Origin of the sequence: Streptomyces boncukensis (assembly GCF_011045075.1) — a bacterium.
Classification (GTDB): Bacteria; Actinomycetota; Actinomycetes; order Streptomycetales; family Streptomycetaceae; genus Streptomyces; species Streptomyces boncukensis.
Window position 1 is genome coordinate 1 of record NZ_JAAKZZ010000133.1, and the last position, 15889, is coordinate 15889.

Annotated in this window: 15 protein-coding genes and 1 pseudogene; 7 read left to right on the top strand and 9 right to left on the bottom strand. The window is 72.4% G+C overall.

What is annotated here, in order from left to right; all coding sequences use genetic code 11:
• From G5C65_RS15160 to G5C65_RS15170, 3 genes and pseudogenes are all read left to right on the top strand, one after another.
• A pseudogene (locus G5C65_RS15160) lies at positions 1–107 on the top strand (IS5/IS1182 family transposase); the annotation flags it as partial.
• A gap of 230 nt (positions 108–337) precedes the next feature.
• Entirely contained in the window at positions 338–901 is a 564-nt protein-coding gene (locus G5C65_RS15165) for a TetR family transcriptional regulator (protein WP_165299350.1), read from the top strand.
• A gap of 81 nt (positions 902–982) precedes the next feature.
• On the top strand, positions 983–1717 hold the full coding sequence (locus G5C65_RS15170; protein WP_165299351.1) for an SDR family NAD(P)-dependent oxidoreductase: 735 nt from the start codon (positions 983–985) through the stop codon (positions 1715–1717).
• A gap of 53 nt (positions 1718–1770) precedes the next feature.
• Here G5C65_RS15170 and G5C65_RS15175 read toward each other — a convergent pair whose 3' ends face one another.
• The gene (locus G5C65_RS15175) at positions 1771–2409 is read right to left on the bottom strand and encodes a TetR/AcrR family transcriptional regulator (RefSeq protein ID WP_165299352.1); all 639 of its coding nucleotides are present in this window, start codon (positions 2407–2409) and stop codon (positions 1771–1773) included.
• A gap of 29 nt (positions 2410–2438) precedes the next feature.
• Here G5C65_RS15175 and G5C65_RS15180 point away from each other — a divergent pair, with 29 nt between their 5' ends.
• The 3 genes from G5C65_RS15180 (at position 2439) to G5C65_RS15190 (ending at position 5131) form a co-directional block, all read left to right on the top strand.
• A complete protein-coding gene (locus tag G5C65_RS15180; RefSeq protein WP_165299353.1) occupies positions 2439–3485 on the top strand; it encodes a serine/threonine dehydratase in 1047 nt (348 codons plus the stop codon).
• 62 nt (positions 3486–3547) lie between these two features.
• Positions 3548–4060, top strand: coding sequence for a hypothetical protein (locus G5C65_RS15185; protein ID WP_165299354.1), 513 nt, complete (start codon positions 3548–3550; stop codon positions 4058–4060).
• Positions 4061–4873: 813 nt separating this feature from the next.
• A complete protein-coding gene (locus G5C65_RS15190) occupies positions 4874–5131 on the top strand; it encodes a hypothetical protein (RefSeq protein WP_165299355.1) in 258 nt (85 codons plus the stop codon).
• 90 nt (positions 5132–5221) lie between these two features.
• On the opposite strand, the gene G5C65_RS15195 is transcribed toward G5C65_RS15190, so the two are convergent.
• From G5C65_RS15195 to G5C65_RS15230, 8 genes are all read right to left on the bottom strand, one after another.
• Positions 5222–5962: a GNAT family N-acetyltransferase gene (locus G5C65_RS15195; protein ID WP_165299356.1), complete on the bottom strand. Its 741-nt coding sequence runs from the start codon at positions 5960–5962 to the stop codon at positions 5222–5224.
• 116 nt (positions 5963–6078) lie between these two features.
• On the bottom strand, positions 6079–6753 hold the full coding sequence (locus G5C65_RS15200; protein ID WP_165299357.1) for a phytanoyl-CoA dioxygenase family protein: 675 nt from the start codon (positions 6751–6753) through the stop codon (positions 6079–6081).
• A gap of 1 nt (position 6754) precedes the next feature.
• Positions 6755–7423, bottom strand: a complete 669-nt coding sequence (locus tag G5C65_RS40450) for a phytanoyl-CoA dioxygenase family protein (RefSeq protein ID WP_165299358.1) — start codon at positions 7421–7423, stop codon at positions 6755–6757.
• Entirely contained in the window at positions 7420–8175 is a 756-nt protein-coding gene (locus G5C65_RS15210) for an aldo/keto reductase (RefSeq protein WP_165299359.1), read from the bottom strand. Before G5C65_RS15210 ends, G5C65_RS40450 begins: the two co-directional genes overlap by 4 nt.
• Before the next feature lie 7 nt (positions 8176–8182).
• Positions 8183–9094: a radical SAM protein gene (locus G5C65_RS15215; protein WP_165299360.1), complete on the bottom strand. Its 912-nt coding sequence runs from the start codon at positions 9092–9094 to the stop codon at positions 8183–8185.
• A 79-nt stretch (positions 9095–9173) separates the two neighbouring features.
• Entirely contained in the window at positions 9174–10487 is a 1314-nt protein-coding gene (locus tag G5C65_RS15220) for a radical SAM protein (protein ID WP_165299361.1), read from the bottom strand.
• Positions 10488–10566: 79 nt separating this feature from the next.
• The gene (locus G5C65_RS15225; protein ID WP_165299362.1) at positions 10567–10950 is read right to left on the bottom strand and encodes a hypothetical protein; all 384 of its coding nucleotides are present in this window, start codon (positions 10948–10950) and stop codon (positions 10567–10569) included.
• Between the two features lie 336 nt (positions 10951–11286).
• On the bottom strand, positions 11287–13248 hold the full coding sequence (locus G5C65_RS15230; RefSeq protein WP_165299363.1) for a hypothetical protein: 1962 nt from the start codon (positions 13246–13248) through the stop codon (positions 11287–11289).
• 491 nt (positions 13249–13739) lie between these two features.
• On the opposite strand from G5C65_RS15230, the gene G5C65_RS15235 reads away from it, so the two are divergent.
• A partial coding sequence (locus G5C65_RS15235) for a non-ribosomal peptide synthetase (RefSeq protein WP_165299364.1) occupies positions 13740–15889 on the top strand: 2150 nt, incomplete at its 3' end.

Here is a 15889-nt window from a genome sequence, read left to right on the forward strand (position 1 = left end):
GCTTCAACCGCCTCAAGCAGTGGCGCGGCATCGCGACCCGCTACGACAAGACCGCCGAGTCCTACCAGGGAGCCGTCGCCCTCGCCTCGCTCCTGATGTGGACGTGACATTTGAAGACAACTCCTAGGCGGATCGCGCAGATAGATCACGACGTGATGCGCGCCCTGGCGCTCCGGCACCGGTTTCCGGCTGGGCTTTTCCCGGGCTGAGCCGGGCTGAGCCGGGCTGAGCCGGGCTGAGCCGGGCGTATGGCGGCCCGGAGTCCATTGTGGCCCGTTCGGTCCAGAACTTGTACTGTGCGGGTATGCCTCGACCTCGTGAGTTCGATGAAAACCATGTGCTTCTCGCTATCCGTGACGAGTTCTGGGACAAGGGCTACGCGGCGACAACGACGGACGACCTGCTGCGCGTGAGCGGGCTGGGCAAAGGCAGCCTCTACGGGGCGTTCGGGGACAAGCGCAGCCTGTTCCTGCGGGTGCTGCGCGACTACGACGACGCGAACCTGCTGATGCTGCGCGAGCGCCTGGCTTCCGCGGCGCGGGGGATCGACGTGGTGCGCGAGTTCGTACTCGGCCTGACCGGCGATCCGACCGGGGCCGTCGCGCGGCGGGGTTGCCTGCTGGCCAACAGCAACGGCGAGCTTGCCGCCAGCACTCCGGACGTCGCGGCTGAGGCGCGCCGCACCTACGACGCGATCGCCACCGTCCTCACCGCGGCGCTGGAGCGCGCCCAGGGCGAAGGCGACCTCGACCCCGGCGTCGACCCTTCCGAGGCCGCCCGTGCGGCCCTCGTCGCGCAGCTCGGCCTCATCGCTCTCGGGCGCACCGGCATGGACATCGGAGCGCTCACCGCGATGGCCCGGTCCGCCCTGGCGCGGTTGCTGCCCGCTCCGGCGCAGTAGCGGCAACGAGCGTTCTTGACTGTGCGGTCCATATTTGGGGAAGGTTGTGGACGCGACAGTCCACAACGTGAAGGAGGCGGCATGGCCGTCTTGGAAGGCAAGGCCGCCGTGGTCACCGGGGCCAGCGCCGGCATCGGGTTCGCGACCGCGCGCGCATTCCGCGACGAGGGCGCCACGGTGTTCATCACCGGTCGCCGCAAGGACGCGCTCGACGCCGCGGTTGCCGAGCTCGGACCTGGTGTGACCGGCGTGGTCAGCGATGCTTCGGTGCCCTCGGAGCTCGATGCGTTCTACGGCACCGTGCGCGACCAGGCCGGACGCATCGATGTGCTGGTCGCCAACGCCGGCGTCGGCACAGCGGCGCCGTTCGGCGAGGTGACGGAAGATCTGATCGATTCGGTGTTCGCCACCAACGTCAAGGGAGCGATCTTCACCCTCCAGCAGGCGCTGCCGCTGCTCAGCGCAGATGCTTCGGTCATCCTGACGGGTTCGACCGCTGCGACACGGCCCAACCTGGGACTTGAGGTCTACGCGGCGTCGAAGGCCGCAGTCCGCGCGCTCGCCCGCGGCTGGGCTCTCAGCGCGCGCACACACGGCTTCCGGGTCAACGTCGTGTCCCCGGGCGGTACCCGCACCTCTGGTCTGCTTGAGCTGGTCACACCCGAGATACTCCAGCAGGCCGGAAGCGCTGTTCCCCTCGGCCGGCTTGCCGAGCCCGAGGAGATCGCCGCCGTGACGACGTTCCTCGCCTCGGACGCGTCGAGCTACATCAACGGTGCCGAGTTCTTCGCCGACGGTGGATACGCGCAGGCGTGAGCGCTCTCGGCGCGCCGCGCTTCGCGACGCCGCGGAGATCCATCAGAAGGGCCCTACGGCCGGGCCCCCTCGATCAGGGCGTGCAGGCCGGTCGTGAAGACCTCGTGGTCCGTCAGCGCCGGAAGCACCGCGTCCAGATGCCCGGTCAGCACGGGGAACTCACCGGGGTCGAGGGCGGCCAGCGCGGTACGGGTGCGGGCCGTGGCGCCCGCCGGGTCCCGGTGCTCCACGAACCCGGCGGCGCCCAGCGTGAACAGGTACATCTGCCGGTAGCCCGCCACCGCGCGGTCGGGTGCCATGCCCGCCGCGATGTTCGCCGCGAGCTGCGGCTCCACCAGCCGCGCCAGCAGCTCCCGGCTCAGCCAGGGGCGCGCTCCGCGCAGCGCCACCAGCCCCGGGTGCCGCGTCAGCAGCTCGTACAGCGCCGTGAACCGGATCCGGGTGCCCTCCGCCCAGGGCGTCCCCGGCGGGACCCGGGGGAGCTGGGCGGCCAGATGGTCGGTGCACAGGTCCACCAGCCCGGCCAGGGTGGAGCCGCAGCGCCGGTGGACCGTGGTGTGCGAGACGCCGAGCCGTTCCGCGAGGGCGCGCAGGTTGAGCGCCTGCGGGCCCTCCTCGTCGACGAGGTCCAGCGCGGCGCGGGCGATGGCCTCCGGGGTCGCGCGGTCGAGTGCGGCTGACTGGCGGGGCATGTGTGACAGTGTACGTTACGCTGTCACACATGGTGTCTACGACAGAGCTCGGGCCCGCGGACATCGATGCCGCAGCCGACCGCGTCCGGGGCCGCGTCCGCCCCGTCCTCGTCTCCCGCGCCTCCGGCGCCTCCCGCTTCTCCCGCGGGGACGCCGGGCCGGACGGCGCGCCGCCCTTCCGTGCGGACGGGGGCGGCGAGGTCTGGCTGGCGCTGGAGTTCCTGCAGCACACCGGCAGCTTCAAGGCCCGCGGCGCGCTCAACTTCCTGCACGCGCACCGCGCGGCCGGCACCCTCACGCGCGCCGGGGTCACCCTCGCCTCGGGCGGCAACGCGGGCCTGGCCGGGGCCTGGGCCGCGGCGGCGCTGGGCGTGCCCGCCAGCGTGTTCCTCCCGGCGAGCGCCCCCGCCGTCAAGGTCACCCGGCTGAAGGGCTACGGCGCGGACGTCCACCTGGTCGACGGGGAGTACGCGCACGCCGCCGCGGCCTGTGCCGACTTCGCGGACCGCACCGGCGCGCTGCGCGCCCACGCGTACGACGACCCGTACATCGCCGCCGGCGCCGGCACCCTGCTGGACGAGATCCTGGACCGGGTGCCGGGCCTCGACACCGTGCTCGTCGCGGTGGGCGGCGGCGGGCTCTTCGCCGGGGTGGCGACCGCGGCGCACCGCCGCGGCGTCCGCACGGTCGCCGTCGAGCCCGCGAACTGCCCCACCCTGCACGCCGCGCTGGAGGCCGGGCGGCCCGTGGACGTACCGGTGTCGGGTGTGGCCGCCGACGCGCTGGGCGCCCGGCGCGCGACCCCGCTGGCGCTGTCCGCTGCGCGGCGCGCCGACACCCGCTCCGTCCTCGTGCCCGACCGGGCCGTCGACGCCGCGCGGCGCACGCTCTGGGACGAGTGGCGCCTCGTCACCGAGCACGGCGGCGCCACCGCCCTCGCCTGCCTGCTGGACGACGGCTCCGGGAGGAGCGCGTACGCTCCCGCGCCGGGTGAGCGCACGGCGGTCGTGCTGTGCGGGGCCAACACCGATCCGTCCGACCTGGTGCGCCCCGGGGCCGCACGTGACGCGACTTGACTTGAACCGCACTTCAAGGGGCACCATCGGGCTGTTCCGTCCGACGAACGCGGAGGCCGACCTTGGACACGGACGCCAGCACCGGGGCGCTGCCGGAACTGCGCAGGGAGGGGCTGCGCCGGGCCATGGCCCTCGTACGCGCGTACGCCCGGCAGGACCCCGCGGGTGTGCGCTCCGCCGTCGACGGACTCGATGGACTCGGCGGACTCGACGGGCCGGACGGCCGCCGCGCCCGGCGTGAACTGCGCGCCGCCGCCGGCGAGATACTCGGGCTCGTGGCCGCCGTCATCACCTCGGCGCCCCCGGCCTTCACCCCCGCCGACGTGGTGCGCACGGCCGACACCCTCGCCGCCGGCGCGCCGCCGCACTGCGAACTGGCCGTCACCGAGGCGGTGCGTGCCTGGGCGGACCGGGACGGCTCCGCGCTGCGCACCCACACCGGCCCCTCGGCGCACTGCCCGCACGTCCCGGCCGTACTGGCCGCGGCGCTGGCGCTGGCGGCCTGGGGCGAGGAGCCGCTCCTCTCCCTCCTGCACCCCTTCGAGGAGCTGACCGGGCACTGCGCGGGCGCCTGAGCCGGCACCTGCGCACTCAGCCCCGCCCCGCCCCGGGCGTCCGGGACGGGGTGCCGTGCGTACCGCCGCGGCACGGCACCCCTTGCTCCGGCGCCGGTCCCCACACCGGGGCCGGAGTTTCCCCGCGGAGCACCACGGGTTCACCACGTACGTCGCCGCCGCGCCCCGATCCGTTGCCCGCCGTCGCCCGCTGACGACCGAAACGCATTCCACGCGGTAAGCCGTCGCGAAAGCCGCGCATTTTCTCTCGGTGCGGGGAAGTTACGGTGGTACCGGGAGGCAGGGGCGGGGCCTTTACGGCGTATCCGACTTCCGCTTTCCCACCTCGGCGGATTTACGCAGGGAGGCTGGGAAAGGGAGTCCGGCGCCGTGACTGCCCTTCGCCGCAGCGCGGGTGAGGGGGCCGGCGCGGCCTGTCCGCCAAGCGGAAGGCGGCGTACCGGAAGGGTGGGTTGCGTGCTGTTCGACGAAGAGACCGTGTCGGCCGGGGGAGGGCCGAATTCCGGGGTCGATCGCTCGATTACTGTTTTGGCACCGGGCGACGCAGAGCCGTCGCCGCTGCCCGTGATGTTCCGGTCACCATGTGTGAGGAGTCGTGCGCGGCCGCCTGACCGAGCGGCTCGCCGACGGAGAAACCACGGGAATTCCCAGAGCTCGTGCGATCGGAGTCCTGACGTGCCGTCCGAGTAACGGGAACCGCAGCAGAGGACGGACAGGGGACCATGAGGGCCCGGGGAACGGCAGGAACCGGCTGCCGGCCCCGGGCGAGGGGGAAGAGAATTGTCGAGCGTCACATTATCCGTGGGTGACCGCGTGCAGGAGGATGCGGAGGGGGAGGGGAACACCGGCACGGTCGTCGCCGTCAGACGGTGCTGGTGGGCATTCTTCGGGCGCGTGTACTGGGTGGACTGGGAGCGGGGCGCGTGCCCCGTGCCGTACACGGGGGCGTACGCACAACGGCTGCGCCCCTCGCACGCGGCGGTCCTGACCACCGATTGGACGCGGCACCGCCCCGGCCCGCCCGCCGCCGGGACCGAACCACGGGCCTGCGCGCGCAGCGCGGAAGACTGAGACGGCAGCGCGCCCCGGCTGATCTGTACCGCCGGCCACTTCACCCGATACGGCGCGCACACCGGCCTGGCGCGGGGGTGCGGGCGCCGGTCAGTCCTCCGTCAGCCGCAGGCTGAGCTGGAAGCCCGCCTCCTGGAATCCGAGCGTGTGGGCGACTTTCCGGGAGGCCAGGGAGCGGGCTCGCCACTGTGGGAACAGACCTTGGCCCAGGGCGTCCGTGACGGCGGCCGAGGCGACCGCGGTGGCCAGGCCGCGGCGGCGGAAGCGGGGGTCGGTGAGGATGCTCAGGTGGGCCACCCCGCGCGGCCAGAGCTCGTGTCCTGCTGCGGCGACGATCTCGCCGTCCTCGCGCACCACCCTGGCGGTGCTCGTGATGTCCGAGAGCGCGCTCTCGTCGGCGTCCCCGAGGCCGCAGCGATCCAGCAGGGCGAGGAGCGCCGGGTCGTCGCTGCTGGTCTGCTCGGCACCGGGTGCCAGGACGGGGCGGAACAGGGCCGGGATGAGGAACAACAGACGGGCCGGGCCGAGGATGTCGAGGTACGGAAGCCGTGCGTGGAGCCGGTCGGTATCGGCCAACTGCCCGGCGGACAGGCCGCGGAGGGCCGTGCTGACGAGGTCGGCCGTCCGGGTGTCGGGCACGGTCACCAGCGCGGAGTCCCCCAGGACGACCACCGCCGTCCAGCCCGGTGGGCTCAGCCGGGAGGCCGGGGCGACGGTGACGTTCGTGCGGTCGGGGGTGAAGGTGGCGGCTGCTCCGGCCAGCCGGGACCAGACCGCGCGGGCCCGGTCCAGGACCGAAGGGGAGATCGTCGCAGTGTGATGGGGATTCATCGGATCACGATTCTGGTGCACGGCCGGCCGCTGGAGGCGACCGGCCCTGGGGTGTCCGGGGCCGGCCGGAGCCGCCCCATGGGACTGCTGCCCGGGGACCGCTGCCCGCCGGGGCGTCAGAGTACCGTCTTGTCCGCCATGACGAGGCTCATCAGCTGGTCCTGGGCCGCCGCGTTCTGAGAGCGGCGAGCGTAGGCGATGGCGATCTGACGGCGCACCGTTCCGCCCAGCGCGGCGTGGCGGCTCCGAGGATCGAAGGCTATGACGTCTCCGGGATCGACGGTCAGGACGTGGGCCGGGACGTCCTCGGGGTCGAACAGGGCGGTGGGGTAGGCGGCCGGAGCCCGGTGGCTGCCCGGCAGCAGCCGCAGCGCGCCGCTGGAGCCGTCGAGCGGTGTGTCGTAGAGGACGAACTTCACCAGGCGGGCCTGCGAACCGTCAGCCGGGCGCGGGTCCTTCGAGGCGGCGTCCTCGGTGTCGGAATGCCAGTAGGTGTCACCGCGAATCTCGCTGGCGTCACCGTAGAGGTAGACGCAGGGGCCGCCCAGCAGGTCAGCGGCCAGTGCCTCCAGCCGGGCGGCGGAGCACCCCCGGGACAGGGCGGCGGAGCGGCCGAGGAAGTCCGGGACGGCTCTGCGGTCCCGGGAGCCGCGGACGTTGCGGCCCGCGGCGAGGGCCGCGTCCACATCGGCGAAGGCGTCATCGGCGCACGGGGCGAGGAGCCCCCGGAAGACCTCGAAGCCGAAGAGGTCGAACCGCCGGCGGCGCGGGGCGGGTTGCTCGGCGGTCATGTCAGGAGAACCTCACTGTTCCGCTCACGAACCGGTTGAGGACGTACTGGGAGGCGGCCGTCCGCTCGGAGGCCGTGACGGGTGGCCGGGTGAAGTTCCACGCCCACTGCCGGCGGCGGCTGCCGTTCCAGGCCGAGTGGAGCACATTGGTGTGGAAGACGACGACGTCGCCCGGCCGGGTGGCCAGCACGGTGGCGGGGATCTCGTCCCCGCGCAGCCCGAGCGCCCGGTCGTGTTCCATCAGCTGGCGTACCGGCTCGCCCTGCCATCCTCCTTCGGGCCGGTGCGAGCCCGGGATGACCCGCAGCGCGCCGCCGGCCGCGTCGGTGGGCTCCCCGTAGACGACGGCACGCAGATAGAGGCCCTCGTCGTAGAAGCCGTCGGAGTGCCAGTAGGAGTCGCCGACGAGGACGTTGACGTCGCTGCTGACCATGGAGGTGGCGCCCGCCCGGGACAGCAGGTCGTCCAGCTCGGGGACGCGTCCCGTGATGGCCAGCCCGGGAGCGTGCTCGACCGCGTGGAAGCGGGTGCGGCGATCCGTGGCCGGCGTCTCCTGGTCGGGCAGCAGCGCGGCGAAGCCCTCCTCCAGGTCCGGCAGCACGGGCAGCGCCGCACCGGGCAGCACACAGAACCCGAAGTGCTCCAGCAGGAGGTGGGGGGCGGCGGTCACGGGTGTGCCTCTTCGCGCAGGTGCTCGACGGCGGGCAGGTAGTCGGCGAACTGCTCCGGCGTCCTGGGGGCGATGACCAGGGCCCATGGATCGAATGCGGCCGTGAGCGAGCCGAGGCGCTCGGTCACGGCTTCCGCCCTGCGCTCGGCAGGCAGGGAACGGATGCCGCGGCCACCGGCGAAGAGGCTGCGCAGCACCAGCCGGTGCCCGGCGTCGCGGAGCCGGACGGCGAGCTCCGGATGCCGCTCCAGCACGGCCGTCTCCACCATGGTCACCAGCGGAGTGCCGACATCGGCGACCAGCGCGATCTCGGAGGGGTCCAGCACGGAGACGCCCAGCTCCCGGGCCGGGCCCTCCTCGACCAGGAGGCGGCGCATCTCCCGCCAGTCGAACGACCGGAACAGCTCGATCGGCGGGTTGTGCACCAGGACGCAGTCGACCGAGGAGCGCCGCAGCCGTTCGCAGGAGCCGGCCAGGGTGGCGGCCATGGCGGGCAGGCTGTAGTCGAGTGTGGGCAGCGGCGTGCGGACGTCCACTCCGACCTTGGTCCACACCGGCAGGTCGGGGCAGAGCTCGCCGAGGTCGCTCTCGGAGAGCGTACGGGCGTAGATCGGTGCGGTGTCGAGCGCGTCCAGGTTGTGCTTGCGCGCCATCCGTACGACCTCGGCGGCGCGGTCGGTGTCGCGGTCCACGACCATTAGGCTGTTGAAGTTGCCCGAGGTCCGCATCGTGCCCAGCACTACGCGTGTCATCTCTTCTTCACTCTCCACAGAGCAGCGCACAGCGGGACCCCACGGCGGCGGGCGACGCGTGGAGCGCCCGGACTCCGTCGGCCAGCGCCTTGCGCGGCAGCCTGACGTCGATCTCGCTCTCCTTGTCGTACGGGCAGCGGCGCAGCGCGCCGCGTGGCGAGAGGTAGAGCCGGTCGCTCGTGCAGGTACGGTCCAGGGTGCCGGCGAGGCTGCGGTCCAGGGCTGCCAGCGCATCGGTGAAGCGGTCGGAGAGGCCGAACCGCTCCCTGATCGCGGTCAGGTCGCTCGCATAGCGGCCGCGTACCGCCTCGGGGGTGGCCTTCTTGAGCTGATGTTCCGTCAGGAGGAGGGGGCTCAGCTCGAACTCCACCCCGAACGCCTCGTCGATGGCGGCCATGTCCTCCAGGTCGGCGTCCCCCAGCTCCCAGACGGTGACGTGCAGGCTGGCCCGGCGGTGCCCCAGCGCCTCGAACACCGCGGCGGTGCCCGCTACGGTCCGTTCGGTGGCCCCGACCCGCTGTGCGCCGAGGCTGTCGGCCGAGACCGTGACGTGGGAGAGCAGCCCCGCGACGGAGGCGAGGGCGTCCAGGCGGCGGCCCTCGCGGGCCGCCGTGACGACCGAGCAGGCATAGCCGAACTGGACGGCCACCTTGACCAGGTCCCGGAAGTCCGGGTGGTCGGTGGGTTCGCCGCCGGTGAGGCAGACGGAGGTGGCCCCCAGCTCCTTGCAGCGGGACAGCGCGCGGGCGTAGGTGGGCAGATCCAGCTGGGAGCGGCCGACATCGGCGCGCAGACAGAACTTGCAGCCCACGTCGCACCGTTCGTCGACGGCGACCAGCAGCCCTGCTACCGGCGGAGCCGGCGTCGTCGCGTCCGCCGCGTACGGGTTCCGTTCGCACCGGACGAGTTGGTCGGTCACCGTGGCGCCCTCCGTTGCTCGGTCAGCGGTTGATGTGCGGGTGGGGCGCTCCGGCCGGGTCGCCGGGCGCCCCGGCGGGTCACTGCAGGGCCGTGTTGTCCGCGACGGCGAGGGCGAGGCCCTCGTTGAAGAAGCCGCAGAAGTCGTCGGTGGGGACCTGGGTGCGGCGCAGCAGCCGTTCGTTCTGCGACGGGCCGCCGCAGATCGCGAGGGCCGGGCAGGTCTTGCAGCCGTCGAAGGGGTGGAGGTCCTTCGCGGCGCGTCCGAGCAGCGAGCGGTCCTTGCGGACCTCGTCGAGGGTGAAGATGAAGCGCGGATCGCGCCAGTTGAGGTCGAGCAGGCTGATCCGGCCGCCGGGGAGCAGCGCCGCGTTCACCCCGCCGCATCCCTGGAGGTGCTCGAAGACCCGTGGACGGCGGGAGTCCAGGGCCTGGTAGATGCGGTCGAGGTGGGAGAAGAGCATGCCGCCGCGCGAGAGTGCTCGCATGCGCGCCTGGTAGAGGTTGCGTGCCAGGTCCGGACCGTGGGCGATCCAGGTGCCCTGGGCCGGAATCGGGGTGTTCACGTAGAGGAACTTGATGCCGAGCGAGACGATGTAGTCCACGATGGCGGGCAGCTCGTGCACGTTCCACTGGGTGGGGGTGACATTGGCCCCGACGTGGATACCGGCTTCGAGCATCCGCTGGATGTTGCGGTGGATGCGTTCGTCGGCGGGCTTGCCCGAGAGGAGCACCCGCTCGTTGGCGTTGGTCGGGGGCGGGCCGTCGATGGACACCCCCACCCCGTAGCGGAATTCCTTGAAGTGGGCGATCAGGTCGTCGTTGATTTTCGCGCCGTTGGTCACGACCGTCGGCTGGATGCTGCCGACATCGAATTTCTCGGCGAGCTCGCGGGCGTAGTGGTCGCCCGCCATCATCAAGTCCGGCCGGATGGTCGGCTCACCGCCGAACCACTGGTAAGTGACCTCCGGCCGTCCCTGATTCACTTCGAACAGCAGGTCGAGCCCGAGGCGTAAATCCTCCTCGGTCAAGTCCGGCGCACCCGTATTGGTGTCGACGAAACAGTACGAGCACTTCATGTTGCACTTGTCCGTCACCACAATGCGGTAGCCGGCGATGTGACTCGGATCGCCGTTGATGCCCAGGTGTGCGAGATGGTTCGTGACGTCACCGGGGAGGTCCACGGGTTCTCCGGTTCCGGGGGTGAACCCGAACTCCGAGAGGGTGGCCGTGATCTGCCCCTCGTCGCCTTCGCGCACCGCGCGGGTCTCCGCGGCGTCGAGATACACCGTCTCCAACCGGACCGGGTCGAAGATCGCTGCACTCTCCCCGAGGTCGAACAGGAAGTACCGGTCCCACACCCGTTCGACCGGCCGAGCCGTCGCCATGTCCATTCGAAGCATCCTCACTTGCTCGGTCGTGTCGGTTTCTCACCGGCAGGCCCGTGCGGGGCCGGCCGTCGGACCGGCGTGGTCAGCCGGCCTGGGACCCGCCGGCCTCGTCGTCCTCCGTCTCGACCGTGAGGCCCTGCTTGTCCATGACCTCCTTGACGATGGAGGTGTACTGCGACTTCAGCTGCTCGGAATTCTCCGGCGTGGCTCCGTCGGCCAGCACGATGATTCCGGGGAGCGAGGGGTTCGGGGCCATGACGACGATCCCCGGCGGGTCCAGACTCACGGCCATCACGGCGTTCTCAAGTGGAACCCAGCTGACCTTTTCCTTGACGTCTTCCATGACGTCGTGCTGGCGCGTCTGGAAAGCCTCACGCTCACCGAACCACACGCCCGACTTGCCGCGGGAGCCGACGGCGTCGGCGTACAGCAGGTGGTCGTCCTTGCGTTCCCTTGGTGCTGCCATGTAAATACACCCTCTCCATTGGGTTGGTTCCGGTGCGGTTGAACCCCGCCTTTCATGGCTCGAAAGGACGCCTGATCAAACGCAGGGGAAGCTTCGCATGGTGATGTGCTCATGTCACCCCCCTTTCGAGAAGATGGCAGGATTCTTGTGGCGTAAAGATTGGGTTAGGCAAGGCTAAGTTGATCTGGGCGTCGGGCCGGGAAAAGGGATGGGAAAGCCGACCCCGGTGGCATTTCCTGCCACGGGGATCGCGAGGTCGACTGGCCCGGCCGGAAAGCGGTTCAGGTCGGTTGACTTCTTGGCCGGATATTTTTGGTCGCAGCTGTGCCGGGGAACTCAGGAGAGCCGCAGGATGACCGGACTCATCAGGTACACGCCGTCCAGGAGGGCGATGACGAACCCCGAGTGGACATCGGGGCGCGCGCCGGGGGCCGGCAACGCGAGGGAGGCGGTGAAGGTGTGGGAACCGCCGGGCGGGATGGTGACAGCCTCGCTGTGCCACACCGGCAGCACGGGGGGATCGTAGAAGGCGCGGAACGCCAGCCCCACCGCCCCGTGCACGGTCCGCTCGCCGGTGTTGGCGACGGACCGGCGCAGGACGCCGGGCGCCGCCCGGTCGGCGTCGGTGTCCACCTGGCCGCCGATGGAGAGCGTGGGCTCGCCCTCCTCGGTGGACCACCAGACGTCGCCGCACCGTCGGCACTGAAGGGTCTGGACCGTCAGCCGGTGCTCCACCGCGTGTCGCAGCACCAGGTGCTGCCCGCGGTCGGTCCCGCAGCTGGTGCACGGCGCGTCGCGCCGTGCCGTGCGCTGGAAGGCGGGGGAGGCGTCCCCGAGGAAGTCGGCTCCGTCCCGCTGGATCATGGCCGCCGTCCGGGCGATCAACTCCTGTTGGAGGACGGCGATCTCATCCTCCAGCGAGCTGACGTCGGCGGCGAGCCCGGGGCGGTCAGGCGCGCCCGCCAGCGCGCGGATGCGGCTCCGCGCCGCCCGCAGCGGCTCCTCGTCGAGGTCGACCTCCAGCCATGCCAGCCGCTCGCAGCCGGGGATCACGGAGTCGTTGAGGTGGTGCAGCCGTTCCAGGGCCTCCGGGGCCTCCGGGGCCTCCGGGGCCTCCGGGGCCTCCAGGGCCTGCGGGGCCGGTGCGTCGGCGGAGGGCTCGGCGGCCCCGGCCTGCTCGGGAGGGCCACCGGGGTGGGGGAGCACCAGTCCGGGGTCGCCCGCGAGGCCGAACACCGCGAGACCGCCGCGCTCCCCGTCCCGGCCGCTGTTCATGCCCGCGACGATCTCACCGAGCGGCAGCCCGCGGCGCAGCCCCTGGTCGAGCAGGCGCTCGGCGCCGGGCTCGGCGTTGTGCGAGCCCATGCCCCCGATCACCGCGATGGCGGTGCCTTCGAGGAACCCGCCCCCGATGCCCACCGGCTCCGGGTACGGGCTGACACCGGCGGACACGGCGCCGCAGCTCTGCGAGAAGACCAGCACGGCGTGCAGATCGGCTGCCCGGATGCGCTGGCCGTCCTCCAGGTCGGCCCGGAAACAGCCCTCGCCGCGCATGCAGGAAGGTATACGCAGGTCGGCGGGGAGCGGGCGCTCGGGGACGAGCGGACCCGGAGCGGCGGCGGAGCCGGGGAGCGAGGGGAGCCCCAGGAAGCCGGCGCCCTCGTCCGTCCGCCCGCAGATGATGCCGTCGGGCAGGCCGACGCTGCATTCGCGGCCGTGCAGATGGTAGGTGACGACCTGGTGCCGCGTCCTGTAGAGGCCGTCGAGCTCGTCCATCTCGACCGCGTCGGCGGACAGGTCGTCGCTGTGGAAGGAGTTGCTGACGACGAACGAGCCAGGGGTGGAGCGGTGTTCGGGGACCAGGGTCCGGTACACCAGGCAGACCAGCGAGGCGGGGGTGCGGGCGCTGACCACGCCGGCCATCGGATGGTGCGCCCCCGGCCAGTCGCCCGCGCCTTTCAGATCGCCCGCCAGGGCGACCACGGCCACCGGCCCGTCCTGCGCTGCCACGGTGCGGACGACATCCCCGGCGGCGACGTGCAGGTGCGGCCGCTCGGTGGCGACGGCGAGCAGCCGGCCGGCGGCCCGGCCCGCCTCGCCGCCGGCCGAGACGACGCACCCGGCGCGCGGCACCGGCGTCACGGGGGGCAGCTCCCCGCCGTCGAGGGAGAGCAGACGAGTCAGCGAGCTGCCGGGTAACAGCGGGAAGGGGTCCCCCGGCTTCCAGGTCAGCGCTGCCTCGACCAGCTCCTCCTCGGACGCGTACAGACACGTGCCCGGGTCGGACATTTCCACCATCCAGCTACTCCTCGCCCAGTGAGACGACTCTCTCTCGCCGTCGTCTGCGCAGCCGACGGCTGTCGTTCAGCGGTGGAGTCGGGGCTCATACCGCCGGTGCCCCTGCACCGGCGGACGACAAGCTTCCGCGGCTGCGGGCCGCCCTCGCTCCGAGGCGGTGCCGTGGAAGGAGCCGCGAGAGCAGCTTCCACGGAACTGCCGATTCCCAGCCCAGAGGCGGGGCAATTCCATGAGCCTCACATAACGCAGCGTCAGTGCAACGCTGTCATTTCGTTGCCGTCCCAGCACCGTGGCATGTGCTGGATGACCTGTCCAGAGGTCCCGGCCCGAGGCGGGCGACGGTAGAGAGCGTTTTCAGCCGGACCGCGCGAACCCGGAGCGGCCGATCGCGAATCGGGCTAGCATCCCGCACCGAAAGCACCCGGCGAGCCCCGGCCATCCGTGCTGCGGACCGGAGCCATGATGCCCTCCAGGGAAAGGCAGGACCGCACATGGCGGGCAGGAGCCGATCGCTCATCGCCGCGCTCTTCGCCGAGCAGGTTGCCGTGCGGGCGGATCGTCCCGCGGTGCGCTGCGAGGAGCGGCAGCTGACCTACGTCCAACTCGACCGGGAGTCGGACCTCGTGGCGTCGCGGCTGGCGGAACGCGGTGTCGGGGACGGCGACGTGGTGGGCATCTCCCTGCGGCGTTCGGAGCTGTGCGCCGTGGCCTGGCTGGCTGTCGCGAAGGTCAACGGTATATGCCTCTGGCTGGATCCCGACTATCCCGCCGACCGGCTCGCGCTGATGGTCGAAGACGCGGCGCCGGCCGCCGCCCTCACCGCGGCGGACGCGGACGCGGACGAGGCGACGCGGAACCTGATCTCCGCTCTGCCCACCCTGGCCGTCGACCGGACCCACGGCGCTGCCGGCCCGCTCTCCCCGGACGCGCCCCGGCCGCTTGCGCCGCGGCCGACCGCACCGCCCGAGAGCGCCGCCTACGTGATCTACACCTCCGGATCCACCGGCCGCCCCAAGGGAACGATCCTCACCTCCACCGGGCTGCGGAGCCTCCTCGACACCGCCGTGCAGGGGTTCGGCGCGGGCCCCGACAGCCGGGTTCTGCAGTTCACGTCGATGAGCTTCGACGTGGCCTTTCTGGAGATGGCCATGGCGCTCCTGCTCGGCGGGAGTCTGATCGTGGTCACCGGCGAACGGCGGGTGGCCGACACGGCCTTCCTGGAACTGCTCACCGAACACCGCGTCACCCACGCCGCCCTGCCGCCCGCCTTCCTCGAACTGCTCCCGGAAGACGGCCCGTTGCCCGCGGGCCTCACCATCATGACGGGCGCCGACAAGGTCCCCCTGGGCATGGCCGGCCGCTGGGCCCGGCGCGCCCGGATCGTGACGTGCTACGGCCTCACCGAGGCCACCGTGAACTCCACCCTCTGGGACTACGACGCCCGCTGGGAGGGCACGGTGGCCCCGCTCGGCACCGAGGACCCCGGAACCACCGTCCGCCTCCTCGACGAGGCGCTGCGGCCGGTCGCCCCCGGGCAGCCGGGCGAGCTGTACATCGGCGGCGACGGACTGGCCCGCGGCTACCTCCACCGCCCGGCCCTCACCGCCCAGCGCTTCGTGGCCGACCCCTTCGCCGGCCCCGGCGCGAGGATGTACCGCACCGGCGACCGGGCGGTACGCCACGAGGACGGCGTACTGGAGTTCCTCGGCCGGACCGACGGGCAGCTGAAGATCCGCGGCCACCGCATCGAGCCGACCGACGTGGAGTCCGTTCTCCTGCGCCACCCGGCGGTCGCCCAGGCCGTCGTCACCGCCCGCGAGGACACCGCCGGAAGCGCCCAGCTGGCGGCGTTCGTCGTGGCGGCCGAGGGCACGGAGATCGACGCGCAGGAGCTGCGCCGGTACGTCTCCCGGACGCTGCCCGCCTACATGGTGCCCAGCGTCCTCGTCCCGGTGGCTGCGCTGGCGACGCTGCCGAGCGGCAAGCTCGACCGGCGCGCCGTCCACCCGGCGCCCACCGGCCCGCTGCGCGCCGAGCCGGACGAGGACGCCCTGCGAAGGCTGCTCTCGGACGTGCTCGGCTGTGGCGTCGGCGACCTGCGTGACGGGCTCGACTTCGTGGCGCTCGGCGGCCACTCGCTGTCGGCCATGCGGCTCGCCGCCGCCATCCGGCGACAGTTCGGGTGCGAACCGGCCATCCGGGACATCTTCGCCGCCCGCAGTGTCCGGGGCCTCCTGCACAGCCTCTCCCGCAGCGCGCCGGACCGGCCGCGGCCCGGTGAGCGGGGGAGCGGCCCGCTGCTCCTCTCCTACGAACAGGAGCGGCTCTGGGTGCTGGAGGCGCTGTCGGGCGGCGGCACGCTCTACCACGTGCCGTGGGCCTGGCAGGTGGACGGCGACCTCGACACCGAGGCCCTGCGCGGCGCGCTGGAGGACCTGGCCGCCAACCACGACATCCTCCGCACCCGTTTCCCCTCCGTGCACGGCACACCGGTCCAGGACATCCTGCCTCCGGGGCGCTTCGCCCTGGACTACGCCGCCGTGGCCACCGGCGAACGGGAGGCGCCCGCCGCGGCGGAGGCCGCCGCCAGGGAGTCCTTCGACCTGGAGGCCCGCCCCCCGTGGCGCGCCCGCGTCTTCAC